We start from the raw sequence: 15,083 nt of genomic DNA on the forward strand, positions 1-15,083 counted from the left end.
GCCCGCGACCGGCCGACGCCGCGGCCAGCAGGCTCAGTACCGGCGTCGTCCGCGTTGGTACGGCGTGAAGCCGGCAGGCTCCTCGTTGCCGACCCAGTCGCCGTCCTCGAGGCGACGAAGGCTGGTCTCCAGCTCGAGAGACAACCACCCGGCGAGCTGCGGATGGCTGGAGTGTTGCCACAGGCCGTACGGACCGCGCAAGGTCTCCAGATAGTTGACCAGCTCGCGGATCCGGCGGTCCTGCGGGGAAACGCCGCAGCGGGACGCAAGATCGAGCAGGAAGGCGAGGTCGAAGGTGGCGTAGAACGTGATCTGCCCCATCGCCCGTTCGAGCCCGACAAGCCGTGATACCTCCCAACCGATGGCCGACGCGTCCCGGGTCTCGCGGGCGAGTAGGTGGTCGACGCCGGTCCGCGCGGCCTCGGACCGCCGTCGCTCGGGATGCATGGCCAGGCAGGCGACCGCACCGGTCGTCGCCGATCGGCAACCAAGTCCGCGCGGCAGCCGGCGATACTCCTTCTCCGGCGGCGCCGGTCGCCCCGCCTGGCCGAGGTCAGCTTTCGGGCCGGCCGGCCACGATCCGTCGTCGAGGCGGACGCCGAGGAGCCACTTGTAAGCACGCTCGGCGCGAGGATCCGTCGCGAACCCGGCGGCGGCGATCCCGCGCAGCGGTACGACGGTATGCATCGTGACGAAGCGAGCCCCTTCGATCGGCCCAGGAACCGACCACGAGCCGTCCGGCCGTTGATGCCGAAAGATCGTCTCCACTGCAGCCGCCATCGCAGGCCCGCCGTACCCGAGATAGGCCAGCCGACACAGCAGATAGCCTGCTTCATAAGGCCGAGCCTCGGCCAGCTCCGCGACCAGCGCATCGATCTCAGGGCTTCGATCAATCTCGACTCGCCACGCGGCGACCTCCGCGTCCTGATCGTCGGCGCCCTCGAGCTCGCGGGCGGCCCGCCACCGCAAGGACGGGGACGGGTCTCCGAGCAGCAGGGCGCCGATGCTCATCGCAGTACCTCCAGGAGATGAGGCGCTGTCAGCGTGCCGGCGATCGCGTCGGGCGGGCCCTCGAAGACGATCCGGCCGCCGTCCGGTCCCGCGCCCGGTCCGAGTTCGATGAGCCAGTCGCAGGCGGCGAGGAAGGCCGGATCGTGCTCGACAACCACCACGCTGTTGCCAGCAGCAACGAGCGCGTCGAGCGTGCGGACGAGTACTGCGACATCCGTGGCTTGGAGACCGACGGTCGGCTCGTCGAGCACGTACAGGGCGGTTGCCTTCGTTTTGCGGGCGAACTCCTTGGCGAGCTTGAGCCGCTGCGCTTCGCCGCCCGACAGGCTCCAGCCCGGTTGCCGCAGTACGAGGTAGCCGAGTCCGAGTTCGACGGCGGCACCGCCAACCCGGCGTACGGCGTCAACGTCGCCGTACTCGTCGACCAGTTCGGCGATGGTGAGGGCGTCGATGTCGGCGAGACTCCGGCCCCGGTCGAGCAGCGCGGCGGCCTCGTGGCGGTATCCGGATCCTCCGCAGGCATCGCAGGTCTGGCGAACCGACGGCAGGAACGACATGTCCTGCTGCCACACCCCTTTGCCCTTGCAGGCATCGCAGTTGTAGGTCAGGTCCTTGATCGTGACGCCTTGTTCAATGACTGCCTCGCTCGCGGCGAACTCCTTCCGGACGGCGCCGATCAGTCCGAGGAACATGCCCGGAGACGTGATCTCCGCGCGGGACTGGTCGGCCACAACCGTTCGCTCGGGCGCGCCGGAGATCGTGTCGTGGTCGCCGGGCCGGAGGCGGACCACGCCGCGGCCAGGTATGTTGGTCTTCGGTTGGGCCAGACCGAGCGCGATGGTGTCGACGACGAGCGAAGACTTTCCCGACCCTGACACCCCGCAGACCCCGACCAGTACGCCGAGCGGCACGCGAGCGTCGAGTCCGTCGAGGTTGTTCTCGCGCGCCCCGGTCACCTTCATCCAACCTGTCGGCTCCCGACGGCGGTCGCGGTGCGCCACTGGAACCTGTCCGTCCAGAACCGCTCGGGTCACCGACTGCGGGCTATCCGGACCGACCAAGCGACCGCCGGCCGGCCCAGCACCGGGACCGATCTCGATCACGTCGTCGGCCGCGCGGATGATGATCGGGTCGTGCTCGACGGCGATGACGGTGTTGCCGGCGGCCCGCAAATCGGTCAGCGTCCGGGCGAGGGCGGTCACCTCCGACGGATGCAGACCCCTGGAGGGCTCGTCCAGCAGTACCGTCATGCCGACGAGTCCGTCGCCGAGCACCGATGCCAGCTTGACCCGCTGCGCCTCGCCGGCCGATAGCGTCCAGGTGCTCCGATTCAGCTGGAGGTAGCCCAGTCCGACGGCACGGAGGAAGCCGAGCCGCCGGATCGCGATGGTCCGGGCGTCTGCCGCCTGTGCATCGTCGGGCACGTCCATCGAGGTCAGTACGTTCTCCAGGTCGGCGAGCGAGGCAGCGAAGAACTCGTCCCGCGCGAGTCCCTGGATGCGGATCGTCAGGTACGGCGGGCGCAGCCGCCGGCCGCTGCACTCGCGACACGGAAAGGCGTGCGAATACTGGCCGCCGACGTCGTTCGACGCCCAGTGGTTCAGCCCCTCCCACGACCCGTCGCCGTACAGGACAGCCTGTCGGGCCTCGTCGTCCAACTCCGCCCAGGGAGCGCGATTCAGGTCGAAACCGAAGCGCTCGGCCAGCAACTGAATCGGTGACCCGAGGCCTGCGCGGAACCATGACAGCCCGGCGCTCGCGCGGAACCAGGACAGGGCGCCGCCGAAGACTCCGTCGGCGATGGGCGCATCCGGATGCACGATCAGCTTGGCGAAATCGAACTCGTGCTCGACGCCGAGGCCGAGGCACTGCGGACAGATCGACATCGGTGAGCCCACGAGGTGTCGCGGCTCGATCGGTACTGCGCTGGTCCCGCAGTCGCTGCAGCTCCACGGCGCCTCCGGCTTCGGCGACGTCCGTCGTACTGCCTCGTGACCGCAGGCAAGGCAGGTGCGGACACCGGCCCTTGCGATGATCACGGCGAGCAGGCGGTCGAGGTCGCTGGATCGGCCAACGGTCACCCGGTCGGCATCCCAGACGTAGAAGCCCGGACCGCTCCCGTCGAAGCTCAGGCCGGACGGGTCGACGCTCATCGTCGGGCCGAGGCCGGTCAATGAGTCGACGGGAGCCTCTGGTCCCTCGCGGACCGACTGCCGCTCGTAGACCGACAAGCACTCGAGCAACCGTCTGGTCGCCTCCGACTCGAGGACGTCGTGGACCAGCGACGACTTGCCCGAACCCGATACACCGGTGACGACGGTGAACCGGTCCTTCGCGAAATCGACGTCGACTCCCTGCAGATTGTGGGCGCGGGCGCCGCGCACGCGGATCGCGTTGCTGGACCGGCGGTCGGTGCGCGGCTTGCGGCGAGGTCGCACCGGCGGCTGCTTGTCGGCGACGGGCGGCCCGCAATGCTGCAGACGCCCGCCATCGGGACCGCCGCCCGGGCCTAGATCGATGCGCCAGTCGGCGGCGGCGATGACGTCGGGCTGGTGTTCGACGACGACCACCGTGCAACCGCTGCCCGTCAGCCGGTCGAGTACTGCGAGCAACCGATCGAGGTCGCCGGGATGCAGACCCGTCGTCGGCTCGTCGAGCAGTATCAGGTCGCCGGACCGCGCCTTGGCCACCTCGCGGGCGAGCCGTACGCGTTGGGCTTCTCCACCGGATAGGCTCGGAGACGGTTGCCCGAGCGTCAGATAGCCCAGCCCGACCTCCTGCAGAGGTTGCAGGATGCGGCTGACCGACGGGTGGTCGGCGAACACCTCGATGGCCTCGTCGACGCTCAGGGCCAGTACATCGGCAATCGACCGGCCCGCCCAGGTCGCTTCGAGTACTTCGGGACGGTAGCGCTGGCCGTCGCAGGTCTCGCAGGGGATCCAGATCGGCGCGAGATAGCTCAGGCCCATCGCCACCGATCCCATGCCCTCGCAGTCCGGACAGGCGCCCTCGGGCCGGTTGAAGGTGAAGTCCGAGGCGGACCGTCCGGTCTCGTTCGCGAAGACGTCGCGGATCCGGTCGAGCACCTTGGTGTACGTCGCCGGATTCGACCGCGGGTTGTTGCCCAGCGGGGCTTGGTCCACCGCGCGAGCACGTGTCGCCGGCGCGTCGAACGTCGTACATCCGACCGGGGCATGTTCGCGCAGGGACGCCAGCAAGACCTGCTGGCTGATGGTGGTCTTGCCCGCTCCGGATGGACCAGTGATCACGGTCAGCGATCCGAGTGGGATCTCGCAGTCGACCGCGTGGAGGTTGCGTAGGTTCGCGCCGGTGATGCGGATGCGGTCGTCGGATAGCGGGCGTTGCGCTCGGGGGCGGCGTACGCCGGCGGAGAAGCCGATGCCGGATGCCGTGCCGGCGCGCCAGAGGTCCGCGGGCGGGCCTTGGAACACCAGCCGTCCTCCGCCGTCCCCACCGCCGGGCCCGATCTCGACGATCTCGTCGGCCATGGCGACGGCCAGCGGGTCATGTTCGACCATCAACACCGGTCCGGGCAGGGCGGCGATGGCGTCGAGCAATCGGCTGAGATCGCTGTGGTGCAAGCCGATCGTCGGCTCGTCGAGGACGTGCAGGAGGTCTTCGAGGCGCCCCGACAGTACGACGGCGAGCCGGGTACGTTGCGCCTCACCGCGCGAGAGGGTCGGCATCGATCGGTCGAGGGCGAGGTATCCAAGGCCGAGGTCCTGCAGCGGACGCAGGCGTCTGAGCAACTCGTCCTGGATGCGCCTCGCCGGCGACCCGAGTGGGAGTTGCTCCATGAAGTCGAGGACCTCGGTCACCGATCGAGCTGTCAGCTCCTGGAGTGTGACGCCGGCTATGCGGTGTGACGAGGTGTCGTTGTCGCCCCGGAAGGCTGACGGTGCGAGCGGGCGGACCCATGCGCCGCACCGCGGGCAGATCGGCGCCCGGAGTACGGGTGTGCCTCCGAGCAGCACCTCGGGTTTGCCCAGCGCGTCGGCTCGTTCCAAGGTTGCGCGGACCTCGGCGGCGGACATGCCGGGGTGAAGGGTGGCGACTCGTACGACGACGTCGTGGGGGAGTGCTGGATCGAGGCGCTTCGTCGACTTCGCCGGCCGCGGGCACCCGTCGACGGTGACGTGGTCGAACTGTCCTCGGATGCCGGCGAGCAGACGCGCGTGACTTCCCACCAGCCCGCGCACGATCGCGACGTCGACGTTGAGTCTGTCGCTGCGGGCGAGCAGGTCCAGGGCTGTGGTGAGACGCTCCTCGGCGGAGATCGCCCGCACCGGCACGTGGCAGTGCGGGCATTCGACCTCGGCAAACCGCGAGTACAAGATCCGCAAGAACGGATGCAGCCCGACGGAGGTCGCCACTGTCGAGGCGGGGTTCCGATTGAGCACGTTCTGAGCCACGGCCACCGCCGGCCCCAGCCCGTCGATCCGCCGAACCCGTGCGGCGGGAACCCGCGCTCCGTTGCCACCAAGCGCCAACGATTCAAGAAACCGCCGCCGAGCCTCGGCATAAACCACATCGAACGCCAGCGACGACTTCCCCGACCCCGAAACCCCAACAACAGCCGTCAACCCCGGCCCGAAAGCCACATCAACATCACGCAGATTGTGCTCCCCAGCCCCAAGCACATCGACAATCCGCCCGCGCTCGTGCGCCGGACCAGAAGCTGGCCCGGCCCCATCCTCTCCCGCGCCCCGGCGACCCACCCCGCCCATCTTTGCAGCTCCAGGGTTCCGGCCCGGTCCACAAGGGGGAGGTGGAGCGCTGCGCAGCACGCGGAGCTGACCACGAGCACGCCGCAGCAGAACCCACGGCGATAGCCGGAACGCCGGGGCGAGAGCCGGAGGGGGAGGATGTACGGCGCTGAGCCGCGGCCGGCTGGTGCGCGCGTAGCGGTTGCGCTGAGGAGCGTAGCGACGAAGGAAGCGACCGCGCAGCACGCGGGCGGACGACAACACCCCGGCGGTAGCCGGAACACCCGGCGGTAGCCGGAAACGCCCGGCGGCAGCCGGAAACGCCCGGCGCTAGCCGGAAACGCCCGGCGATAGCCGGAAAGGGATGTACGGCGCTGAGCCGGGGGTGGGTGGGGGCGCGCGTAGTGGTTGCGCTGAGGAGCGGAGCGACGAAGGAAGCGGCCGCGGAGCACGCGGGGCTTCCCGCAGTACGCGGGGGCTTCAACGGCAGTACGTCGTGAGTTAGTCCTCGACGCGGCCGCGGTTGGTTACCTGGATGTGTGGGGCACGTTGAGCCACGGCGCTCACGAGTTCGTCGTACGCGAGGGATCGCCCGAGGATCTCGTGTGTCCCCGGCCACGGGCACGACGGCCCCCACGCCTTTGTACTGCGAGGCAGCGCCCCCTCGTCCAGCAACATCACGACCAGCCGCGGTTCCCAGATGTCGTCGCCCTCGTCGTTCACCTGGTGTCGCTCGAGCCGGCACACCCCGCGGATCTCGCCCCATGGGATCGTGCGAGGTTGCTCACCACCGAGATAGATCCCGGAGTCGTCAACAGTCAGCAATACGTCCTCATCGTCCGACTCCCGCCGCTCCTCCAGCGCCGTGATCGCCCCCACAATCAACAGGATCGGCAACCCGACCGCAAAGATCAGCGGCGTACCGCCCCACGCCAGCCAGACCGCCTCCAGCGGCTCCCGGATCGACTCCCCGCGGATCGCCTGCACGACGACGATCACCAGCGTCAGCGCAACCATCAACCCGAACACCACAGTCCCCAGCGCCAGCGCGGTCGTCGTGGTCCCGATTCCGTGGCGCTTGACGACGAACGGCTGGCTGAGTTGATGCGCTGACGGCATACGGGCATTGTCTGCGCTGTCACTCCAAGGCACCAGACCTCTCACAGATTCCTCATCAGAACGGTCAGAACTGTCCTCCGGACGGATGAAATCGCCGCGCCTGACCGGCCATCGACTTTGGTCCGGGCCGAGTGTCCGCAACAATCGCTGCATGCCGGACCGCCAAACCGCAGTCGCCACCCGCCAGCCGCCGTCGCGCAGCAGCACGCGCCGACGGAAGAAAGGCGGCATGTGGCGACGTGGCTGGTTCATCGCATTCCTGGCGATCCTGGCCGCGGCGACGCTGATCTTCCACCGCTACGTTCCGAACTCGATCGGCAACCTGGGCAGTCTGCTCGATACGTTCCTGCCCTGGGTCGGCGTCGCCGTGCCGATCCTGGCGGTCGCAGCCGTCGTACGGCGTTCCGCGACGGCCGGCGTCGCCCTCCTCGTCCCCGCTCTCGTCTGGGGCGTGATGTTCGGCGACCTGCTGCTCCCGGGCAAGGGCTCCGGCGGCGCGTACGACCTGAGGGTCCTCACCCACAACGTCGACGCCGCCAACCCGGACCCGAAGGCGACCGCGAGTGATCTGCTCGGCGCCGACGCGGACGTGATGGCGCTCGAGGAGCTCACCGCCCAGGATCTCAAGATCTACAAGGCCGCGTTCGCCACGAAGTACCCGTACCAGGTGTCCCGCGACACAGTCGCCCTCTGGTCGAAGTACCCGGTCGTCGAGACCAAGTCGGTAGACGTCGGCTTCGCCTGGACCCGCGCGCTGCGCGCCGAGGTCAGCACCCCTGAGGGCAAGGTCGCGGTGTACGTCGCCCACCTCGCCTCCGTGCGCGTCGGCACCAGCGGTTTCACCTCGGATCAACGCAACAACACGATCAAGGCGCTCGGCCGCGCGATCGCCGACGAGAAGCTGGCCGGCGTGATCGTGATGGGCGACTTCAACGGTACGGCGAACGATCGCAGCCTCGCCCCGCTGACGGCCGGACTGCGGTCGGCGCAAGGCGCGGCGGGTACCGGATTCGGGTTCACCTGGCCGTCGAAGTTCCCGATGGCGCGGATCGACCACATCCTGGTGCGCGGCGTCACACCCACCAAGGCCTGGGTAATGAACCCGACCGGCAGCGACCACCGCCCGGTCGTCGCCGAGCTACGAATCTGACGCGATCCCCTTGCGATAGGCGTACCGGACCGCCTCCGCGCGGTGCCGGGCGCCGATCTTCGCGAACGTGTTGTTGATATGTGTCTTCACGGTCGCCTCGCTGATGAACAGTTTCCCGGCGATCTCCGGGTTGCTCAGCCCGCGCGCGATCAACCGCAGTACTTCGGTCTCCCGAGCGGTCAGCCCGTCGCCGCCCGCACCAGCCGAGGGTGCGAGGCCGGCGATCAACCGCTTGGACACCTCAGGATCGAACGTCGACTGCCCGGCCGCCGTCGACCGCAGCGCGGCCCCGATCTCGGCCCGGCCGGCGTCCTTGGTCAAGTAGCCGCGAGCACCGGCACGCAGGGCATTCGCGATCGACGCATCATCGGCGTACGTCGTCAGCACCAGTACGGCGACGTCCGGGAACTCGGCCGCGATCCGCGCGGTCGCCTCCGTACCGTCGAGCACCGGCATCCGCAGGTCCATCAGCACCACATCGACGTTGCCCCCAGCAACCAACTCGACAGCCGCCAGACCATTCGCAGCAGCACCCACGACCTCGACACCGTCGATCAGCCCGAGCAGCGCCTCCAGACCTTCACGCACGACCTGCTGGTCATCCGCCACCACGACGCGGATCGGATCACTCATTCGGCACCTCCGCGACCACCAGCCAGTCATCCCCGTCCGGGCCTGCCGTCAGCGTCCCGCCAACCAGCGCCAGCCGCTCTCGCATGCCAGCCAACCCGAACCCTTCGCCACTCGTCGCGCCCTTGTTCCGCACGGACAGCCTCACGCCGTCCGAGTAAGCAAGCACCAGCTCGACCGGCTGACCAGGCGCATGTCGCGCCGCGTTCGTCAGCGCCTCACGGGCAGCGTTGAGCAAGGCAACAGTCACCCCCGACTCAGTCCGCGCAACAACGCCGGTCACGCTCAGCCGCACCGCCGTACCGTGGTCGTTCTCATGCTGCTCCGCCAGCACAGCAACCGCCTGATCCAGATCCGGTACGGCGTCAGCACGCAGCGCAGCCACCGCATTCCGCGCCTCCGTCAACCCCTGTACGGCGAGCCGCCGCGACCGCCGTACCCGCTCCAGCGCCCCCTCGGTATCACCGCGCTCGTCGAGCAGCGCCTCGGCCACCTCCAGCTGAACGCTCAACGCGCCAAGCGAATGCGCGAGCACATCATGCAGATCACGCGCGATCCGCCCACGCTCCTCCAGCGTCGCAGCCCGGGCGTGTTCGCTCTGCGCCAGCCGGGTCTGCTCGAGCAGCTGCTCGGTCTGCTGGGCCTGCACTTCGTACTGCCGCCGGTTCAACCCGAAGGCAATCAGTACGGCGGTCCACAACAACTGCGTGAAGTACCAAGTATCCGGCTGACCGAACAACCATGCCGATCCCGCATAAGCCGCCGCGACACCGATGCCGGCGGCAATGATCGGCCGATTGCCGTGCCGCTTGAAATCGATCACCGCGATGTCCGTGATCCCGACCAGCACCAGCGCCAGTGCGTTCGACTGCGGATACCCCGCGATCAGCGCGTTGGTCACCGCGACCGCGGACAGCAGCCCGAGAGCGGCGTACGGACGGGACGCCATCAGCACCGAACCGACGCAGAAGACGACGAAGCTCACGCTGAGTACGACCCAGACCCACGCGTCCGCCGGGCGCGCCGTCGCCAGTACGGCGACCACGACGCCGGCGGTGAGAACGCGGCCGACCCAGCCGCTCTCGCCGTGCGGCCGCGTCGGCAGCAGCGCCTTCAGCTTCACCGGGTGCTGTACTCCTCTGCCTCGCGACGGGCCTTGTTCTGGATGACCACAGATTGAGTCAACAGGTTCGCACCCATCGACACCATCAGCGCAGGACCACCGGACATCGAGGCGCCGAGCAGATGCCCGACTCCGGCCAGCCCGAGCCGGATCACCAGGTAGGCCACCATGATGCCGAGTCCGGGCATGCCGAGCCGGAAGAACACCTTCCCGGCGCGCCGCTCGACCTGCGCGACCCGGCCGGAGGCAGTCCCCGCGATCAGCGCGACCGCGGCGCCGATGACCAGCAGTACGACGTCGATGAAGCCCATCCCGGTGTGCCGGTCGTACAACTGGTAGACCCCGACCCCCATTAGGACGAGCGGCCCACGCCAGACGTCTGTGTCGGAGTTCTCCAGCTCGGACCAGGACAGCCGCCGGGCCAGGACGATCACGACGACGGCGATGACGACGAGTGCGTTGGGTAACGTTCCGAAGCTCATGTCACGGACGGTAGGTCTGACCGGTCTCTAGAAAGGACCGACCAAGGGTGGAGATCCGGGTGGAGAACCAGCGGGCGCCGGTGTCGCCGCCCGCATGATTGAAAGTAGGAGTAACGTTCCTCACCGGTAACACCACGATGCGTCACAAGCGACGATCCGGAGGGGCGATGCTTCCGCAACAATCCATCCTGAGACTGGATGCCACGGCGATCGACTACATCATCATCGCCTTGTACTTCGTCTTCGTGCTCGGCATCGGGTACCTGGCCAGACGCGCGGTCTCGAGCAGCCTGGACTTCTTCCTGTCCGGCCGATCGCTGCCGGCCTGGGTGACCGGCCTGGCGTTCATCTCGGCCAACCTGGGCGCGATCGAGATCATGGGCATGTCGGCGAACGGTGCGCAGTACGGCATCCCGACCGTGCACTACTTCTGGATCGGCGCGGTCCCGGCGATGCTGTTCCTCGGCGTCGTGATGATGCCGTTCTACTACGGCTCCAAGGTCCGCAGCGTGCCGGAGTTCATGCTGCGCCGGTTCGGCAAGCCCGCGCACCTGGTGAACGCGATCAGCTTCGCCCTGGCGCAGGTGCTGATCGCGGGCGTGAACCTGTTCCTGCTGGCCACGATCGTGAACGTGCTGCTCGGCTGGCCGATCTGGGTGTCGGTGATCGTTGCCGCTGCCATCGTTCTGAGCTACATCACCCTCGGCGGTCTGTCCGCGGCGATCTACAACGAGGTGCTGCAGTTCTTCGTGATCGTCGCCGCGCTGCTGCCGTTGACGCTCGTCGGCCTGCACAAGGTCGGCGGCTGGCAGGGCCTGGTCGACAAGGTGAGCGCGTCGCCGGGCGGCGCCGAGCAGATGTCGGCCTGGCCGGGCAACGCGCTGAGTGGCTTCAGCAACAACTTCCTGTCGGTGATCGGGATCGTCTTCGGCCTCGGTTTCGTGCTCTCGTTCGGGTACTGGACGACGAACTTCACCGAGGTCCAGCGCGCGCTGGCGTCGAAGAACATGTCGGCGGCCCGGCGTACTCCGATCATCGGCTCGTTCCCGAAGATGTTCATCCCGTTCATCGTCATCATCCCCGGCATCATCGCCGCGGTGATCGTGCCCGAGCTGGCCCAGTTCAAGGCGAACGGCAGCGGCGAGGTCGACTACAACGACGCGTTGCTGCTGCTGATGCGCGACCTGCTGCCGAACGGCATGCTCGGCCTGGCCATCACCGGTCTGCTGGCGTCGTTCATGGCCGGCATGGCGGCCAACCTGAGCTCGTTCAACACGGTGATGTCGTACGACATCATCGAGCGCTACCTGATCAAGGACCGGCCGGACGAGTTCTACCTGCAGACCGGCCGGATCGTCACGGTCGCCGGCACGGTGGTCGCGATCGGCACGGCCGCGATCGCCTCCGGCTACAGCAACCTGATGGACTACCTGCAGCAGCTGTTCTCGTTCTTCAACGCGCCGCTGTTCGCCACGTTCATCCTCGGTATGTTCTGGAAGCGGATGACCGCGACGGCCGGCTGGATCGGTCTGGTCAGCGGTACGGGGACCGCGATCCTGGTCTTCGTCCTGTCCGAGAACGGCGTGATCAACCTGCCCGGTCAGGGCGCCAGCTTCGTCGGTGCGGGTGCCGCCTTCGTGATCGACATCATCATCAGTGTGCTGGTCAGTCTGGGGACGACGCCGAAACGGGACACCGAGCTGGTCGGCCTGGTGTATTCGCTGACGCCGAAGGAACAGCGCACCGAGGTCGCGGTCGCCGGCGACGGCGGCTGGTACCGCAAGCCGGTCCTGCTGGCCGGGATCTCGCTCGCACTGACCATCGTCCTCAACATCGTCTTCGCCTGAGGGAGCGTTCGAGATGGCAGAGAAGAAGAAGGCCGGAGCGTTCGACATCCGGGTGATGATCGCGCTGCTGATCGGGATCTACGGCCTGGTGCTGACGATCCTCGGCATCGTCGAGAAGCAGACCGAGATCGACAAGGCCGCCGGCATCAACATCAACCTCTGGGGCGGCATCGGCATGCTGGTGTTCACCGCCCTGTTCGTGCTCTGGGCCCGGCTGCGGCCGATCGTCGTACCGGTCGAAGAAGACGCAACCGGGGAGTAACCCCGGCGCCTACGCCGTCGTTGTGGGACCAGTAGACCTACTGGTCCCACAGCTGGAGGACGGCGCATGGTCAGAGCGGGAACCCTTTCCAGACGGGCGTTCCTCGCCCGGGTCGGCATCCTCGGCGCGGCCGTCGGAGGCGGTGGGGTTCTGGCCCGCAGCCTGCTGGCGCCGGCCGACGCCGCCACCAACCCGTTGCTGCCGCCGGCCGTCGGCCTGATCAAGCCGGTACTCGCGGAGCTCGCGCGGGACACGCTCAACGGGCTGACCGTGTTCGCGATGCCCGGCCCGGACGCGTACTCGCGGACCCAGGGCACGCCGAGCCCGACACCCGGAGCGATCGAGGCCGGTGCGACCGACTTCATCATCAACTCGCTCGACAACTTCGTCCCGTTCCCGGACGAGCTCGCGCAGCCGATCGGGGCCGCCCTGGGTGACCGGCCTCGCCGACTCGCGCATCGACCTGCCGGGCCTCGACGTACTCCCCGTGCAGCTGCACACGCTGGACAAGGCGCTGGCGGCCTACCTGGAGAGCGACGAGGCGCTGCCGCTGTCGTTCCCGATCGCCGGCCTGCTGAACCTGATGGCCACCCAGGTGAATCCGCTCGCCGTGAACGGCCCGCACCTGTCGCCGTTCGCCCGCCTCTCGTACGCCGAGAAGGCGCAGGCGTTCGAGCTGATCGAGAAGACCGACGCGGACCTGGTCGCGCTGCTCGACGTCCAGTTCCCGGAGCCGTTGAAGGAATCGGTGTCCGGGCTGCTGAAGTTCGTCGGCGGCGCGCTGATCGAGTTCGCGACGTTCGGTGCGTACGGCGAGTCGGCCGTCTACGACAAGGTCAGCCGCACGCTGCGGAAGCGACCGGTCGGCTGGGCTGCCACCGGCTACCAGCCACACGGACCGGTCGAGGGCTGGGACGACTTCATCGGTTACTACCAGGGGCGCCAGGAGGTGCACGACTGATGCGCGACGTCATCGTGATCGGAGCCGGTGGTGGTGGGCCGGTCGTGGCGAAAGAGCTCGCCGCGCAAGGTCTCGACGTACTGCTGCTCGAGGCCGGACCGCGGAACGCGCACCCGCGGGAGAACTGGACGACGTACGAGGACGACGCCAACAACCCGCTCACCGGGTACCTGCGCTGGGGTCCGTCGGACCGGTCGAAGCCGGCCTGGTTCCGCGAGTGGCCGCAGAACTCGTTCGTCTGGCAGCTGTCCGGCGTCGGCGGGACGACGCAGCACTTCTACGGCAACTACCCGCGCGCGTACCCGGGTGTCTTCGAGGGGTACGACGGCGCGGACAAGTCGCAGTACGACGTCAATCACCGCTTCCCGTTCACGTACGGCGAGCTGGTGCCGTACTTCGAATGGGTCGAGGCGGCCATGCCGGTGATGACCGCGGCGATGGGTCACAAGGAGCAGACGTTCTTCCGCGGGGCCGAGACGCTCGGGCTGCCGGTGCAGACCACGAAGACGACGCACCGGCCGTCGTACCGTCCGCAGGAGAACGCGATCCTGCAGCCTGGTGGTACGGCGGGGAAGACGTCTGACTCCAGCCTGCTCGTTCATCCGAAGGCGACCGGATGCACGTTCTGCGGGTACTGCTTCCAGGGGTGCATGCGGCCGAAGGGGGCCCCGCGCAACCAGTTCGCGAAGCGGTCCACGGACAACAGTTACGTCCCGATGGCGTTGACTGCGGACGTTTGGTCGTCCGGGGGCAAGCCGGTCGAGCTGGTCGCCGATGCGTTCGTCACGCGGGTACATGCCGAGAAGGTCCACGGTCAGCTGACGGCGACCGGCGTCACCTGGCGGTCCGGCGGTGAAGAGCATCGCGAGGACGCGCGCGTCGTGGTGATGTCGGGTGGGTGCACGGAGAACCCGCGGCTGTGGATGAACTCCGGCCTGCCGAACCCGAACGGCTGGGTCGGACGCGGGTACACCGACCACTTCTTCGACTGGGTGTTCGGCGTCTTCGACGACTACACCGGCAACCCGAAGGGCGTCGGCTCGAGCGCCCGCCTCGACTACCCGGGGTACGGCGGCCTGGAGAACGTCGGCCTCCCGCCCGCGCTGGCCGCCTTCGCGGGAACGCTGTCCGACAGCGGCATCCGCGGCCAGTACAAGAACGGCCGCGGCGCGACCGGACCGTGGGACGGGCCGGCCGGACGGGTGATGGGTCCGGAGCTGAAGGAGGTCCTGTCGCACGGGCTGGATCACCTGCTCAGCGTGCTGGTGATCACCGACGACGACGTCGAGGCGCAGAACCGGGTGACGCTGTCCGCGCTGCCGGCGGACGAGAACGGCCCGATCCCGAAGGTCACCTTCAAGCAGCGTCAACGCACCAAGCGCACGCTGCGGAACCGCGAGTTCATGGCGCGGAAGGCGGCCGAGCTGCTGCGTGGAGCCGGTGCCAAGAAGGTGTACCGGATCGACTGGGCACCGCTGATCCTGCACGTCCAGTCGTCGATGCGGATGGGTTCGTCCTCGAAGAACTCGGTGCTCGATCCGCGCGGCGAGGCCCGCGCGGTGAACCGGCTGTTCATCGCGGACAACTCGGCGCTGTCCAACGGCCTGGGCGGCCCGAACCCGACGCTGACCTCGCAGGCGCTCGCGACCCGGACCGCGGAGAACATCTTCAAGACGTACTTCGGCGGCGACCCGTGGGTCCGCTCCGGCGCTCCGGTGGTGTCCACGGATCCGCGGATCAGCGTGCGGATGGGGCAGCTCGGTCTCTAGAG

General features: G+C 68.3%; 11 protein-coding genes. 5 read left to right on the forward strand and 6 right to left on the reverse strand.

Annotated elements, in window-relative coordinates:
- Positions 1–33 precede the first annotated feature (33 nt).
- The 3 genes from FDA38_RS10045 to FDA38_RS10055 all read right to left on the reverse strand — a co-directional run bounded on the left by FDA38_RS10045 (position 34) and on the right by FDA38_RS10055 (position 6,857).
- Positions 34–1,011: a hypothetical protein gene (locus tag FDA38_RS10045; protein ID WP_137253739.1), complete on the reverse strand. Its 978-nt coding sequence runs from the start codon at positions 1,009–1,011 to the stop codon at positions 34–36.
- Positions 1,008–5,633: an excinuclease ABC subunit UvrA gene (locus tag FDA38_RS10050; protein WP_137253740.1), complete on the reverse strand. Its 4,626-nt coding sequence runs from the start codon at positions 5,631–5,633 to the stop codon at positions 1,008–1,010. Before FDA38_RS10050 ends, FDA38_RS10045 begins: the two co-directional genes overlap by 4 nt.
- A 606-nt stretch (positions 5,634–6,239) precedes the next feature.
- Positions 6,240–6,857 carry a hypothetical protein gene (locus FDA38_RS10055; RefSeq protein WP_137253741.1) on the reverse strand — a complete coding sequence of 206 codons (618 nt, stop codon included), beginning with the start codon at positions 6,855–6,857 and terminating at the stop codon, positions 6,240–6,242.
- A gap of 229 nt (positions 6,858–7,086) precedes the next feature.
- On the opposite strand from FDA38_RS10055, the gene FDA38_RS10060 reads away from it, so the two are divergent.
- Positions 7,087–8,007, forward strand: coding sequence for an endonuclease/exonuclease/phosphatase family protein (locus FDA38_RS10060; protein ID WP_380090505.1), 921 nt, complete (start codon positions 7,087–7,089; stop codon positions 8,005–8,007).
- Here FDA38_RS10060 and FDA38_RS10065 read toward each other — a convergent pair.
- From FDA38_RS10065 to FDA38_RS10075, 3 genes are read right to left on the reverse strand one after another with little or no spacing between them, the layout of a single operon-like run.
- Positions 7,996–8,640 carry a response regulator gene (locus tag FDA38_RS10065; RefSeq protein ID WP_137253743.1) on the reverse strand — a complete coding sequence of 215 codons (645 nt, stop codon included), beginning with the start codon at positions 8,638–8,640 and terminating at the stop codon, positions 7,996–7,998. The two genes, FDA38_RS10060 and FDA38_RS10065, sit on opposite strands and share 12 nt — an antisense overlap.
- Positions 8,633–9,760, reverse strand: coding sequence for a sensor histidine kinase (locus FDA38_RS10070; protein WP_202877608.1), 1,128 nt, complete (start codon positions 9,758–9,760; stop codon positions 8,633–8,635). The genes FDA38_RS10065 and FDA38_RS10070 overlap by 8 nt, the downstream gene beginning before the upstream one ends.
- Positions 9,757–10,242 carry a hypothetical protein gene (locus FDA38_RS10075; protein ID WP_137253744.1) on the reverse strand — a complete coding sequence of 162 codons (486 nt, stop codon included), beginning with the start codon at positions 10,240–10,242 and terminating at the stop codon, positions 9,757–9,759. The genes FDA38_RS10070 and FDA38_RS10075 overlap by 4 nt, the downstream gene beginning before the upstream one ends.
- A gap of 167 nt (positions 10,243–10,409) precedes the next feature.
- Here FDA38_RS10075 and FDA38_RS10080 point away from each other — a divergent pair, with 167 nt between their 5' ends.
- From FDA38_RS10080 to FDA38_RS10095, 4 genes are all read left to right on the forward strand, one after another.
- Positions 10,410–12,089, forward strand: coding sequence for a sodium:solute symporter family protein (locus FDA38_RS10080; RefSeq protein ID WP_137253745.1), 1,680 nt, complete (start codon positions 10,410–10,412; stop codon positions 12,087–12,089).
- Between the two features lie 13 nt (positions 12,090–12,102).
- Positions 12,103–12,351, forward strand: a complete 249-nt coding sequence (locus FDA38_RS10085) for a hypothetical protein (RefSeq protein WP_137253746.1) — start codon at positions 12,103–12,105, stop codon at positions 12,349–12,351.
- 433 nt (positions 12,352–12,784) lie between these two features.
- Positions 12,785–13,312 (forward strand): hypothetical protein, encoded by a 528-nt coding sequence (locus FDA38_RS42965; RefSeq protein WP_233714621.1) that lies wholly within the window; start codon positions 12,785–12,787, stop codon positions 13,310–13,312.
- Complete coding sequence (locus FDA38_RS10095; RefSeq protein ID WP_137253747.1) at positions 13,312–15,081, forward strand: GMC family oxidoreductase N-terminal domain-containing protein; 1,770 nt, start codon at positions 13,312–13,314, stop codon at positions 15,079–15,081. The genes FDA38_RS42965 and FDA38_RS10095 overlap by 1 nt, the downstream gene beginning before the upstream one ends.
- Positions 15,082–15,083 lie beyond the last annotated feature (2 nt).

Origin of the sequence: Kribbella jiaozuonensis, from assembly GCF_005233875.1 — a bacterium.
Taxonomy (GTDB): Bacteria; Actinomycetota; Actinomycetes; order Propionibacteriales; family Kribbellaceae; genus Kribbella; species Kribbella jiaozuonensis.

Coding starts and splice junctions, on each gene's coding strand:
- FDA38_RS10075 (WP_137253744.1), bottom strand. CDS start 10,242: ATGAGCTTCGGAACGTTACCCAACGCACTCGTCGTCATCGCCGTCGTC.
- FDA38_RS10060 (WP_380090505.1), top strand. CDS start 7,087: ATGTGGCGACGTGGCTGGTTCATCGCATTCCTGGCGATCCTGGCCGCG.
- FDA38_RS10085 (WP_137253746.1), top strand. CDS start 12,103: ATGGCAGAGAAGAAGAAGGCCGGAGCGTTCGACATCCGGGTGATGATC.
- FDA38_RS10065 (WP_137253743.1), bottom strand. CDS start 8,640: ATGAGTGATCCGATCCGCGTCGTGGTGGCGGATGACCAGCAGGTCGTG.
- FDA38_RS10095 (WP_137253747.1), top strand. CDS start 13,312: ATGCGCGACGTCATCGTGATCGGAGCCGGTGGTGGTGGGCCGGTCGTG.
- FDA38_RS10080 (WP_137253745.1), top strand. CDS start 10,410: ATGCTTCCGCAACAATCCATCCTGAGACTGGATGCCACGGCGATCGAC.
- FDA38_RS10055 (WP_137253741.1), bottom strand. CDS start 6,857: ATGCCGTCAGCGCATCAACTCAGCCAGCCGTTCGTCGTCAAGCGCCAC.
- FDA38_RS10045 (WP_137253739.1), bottom strand. CDS start 1,011: ATGAGCATCGGCGCCCTGCTGCTCGGAGACCCGTCCCCGTCCTTGCGG.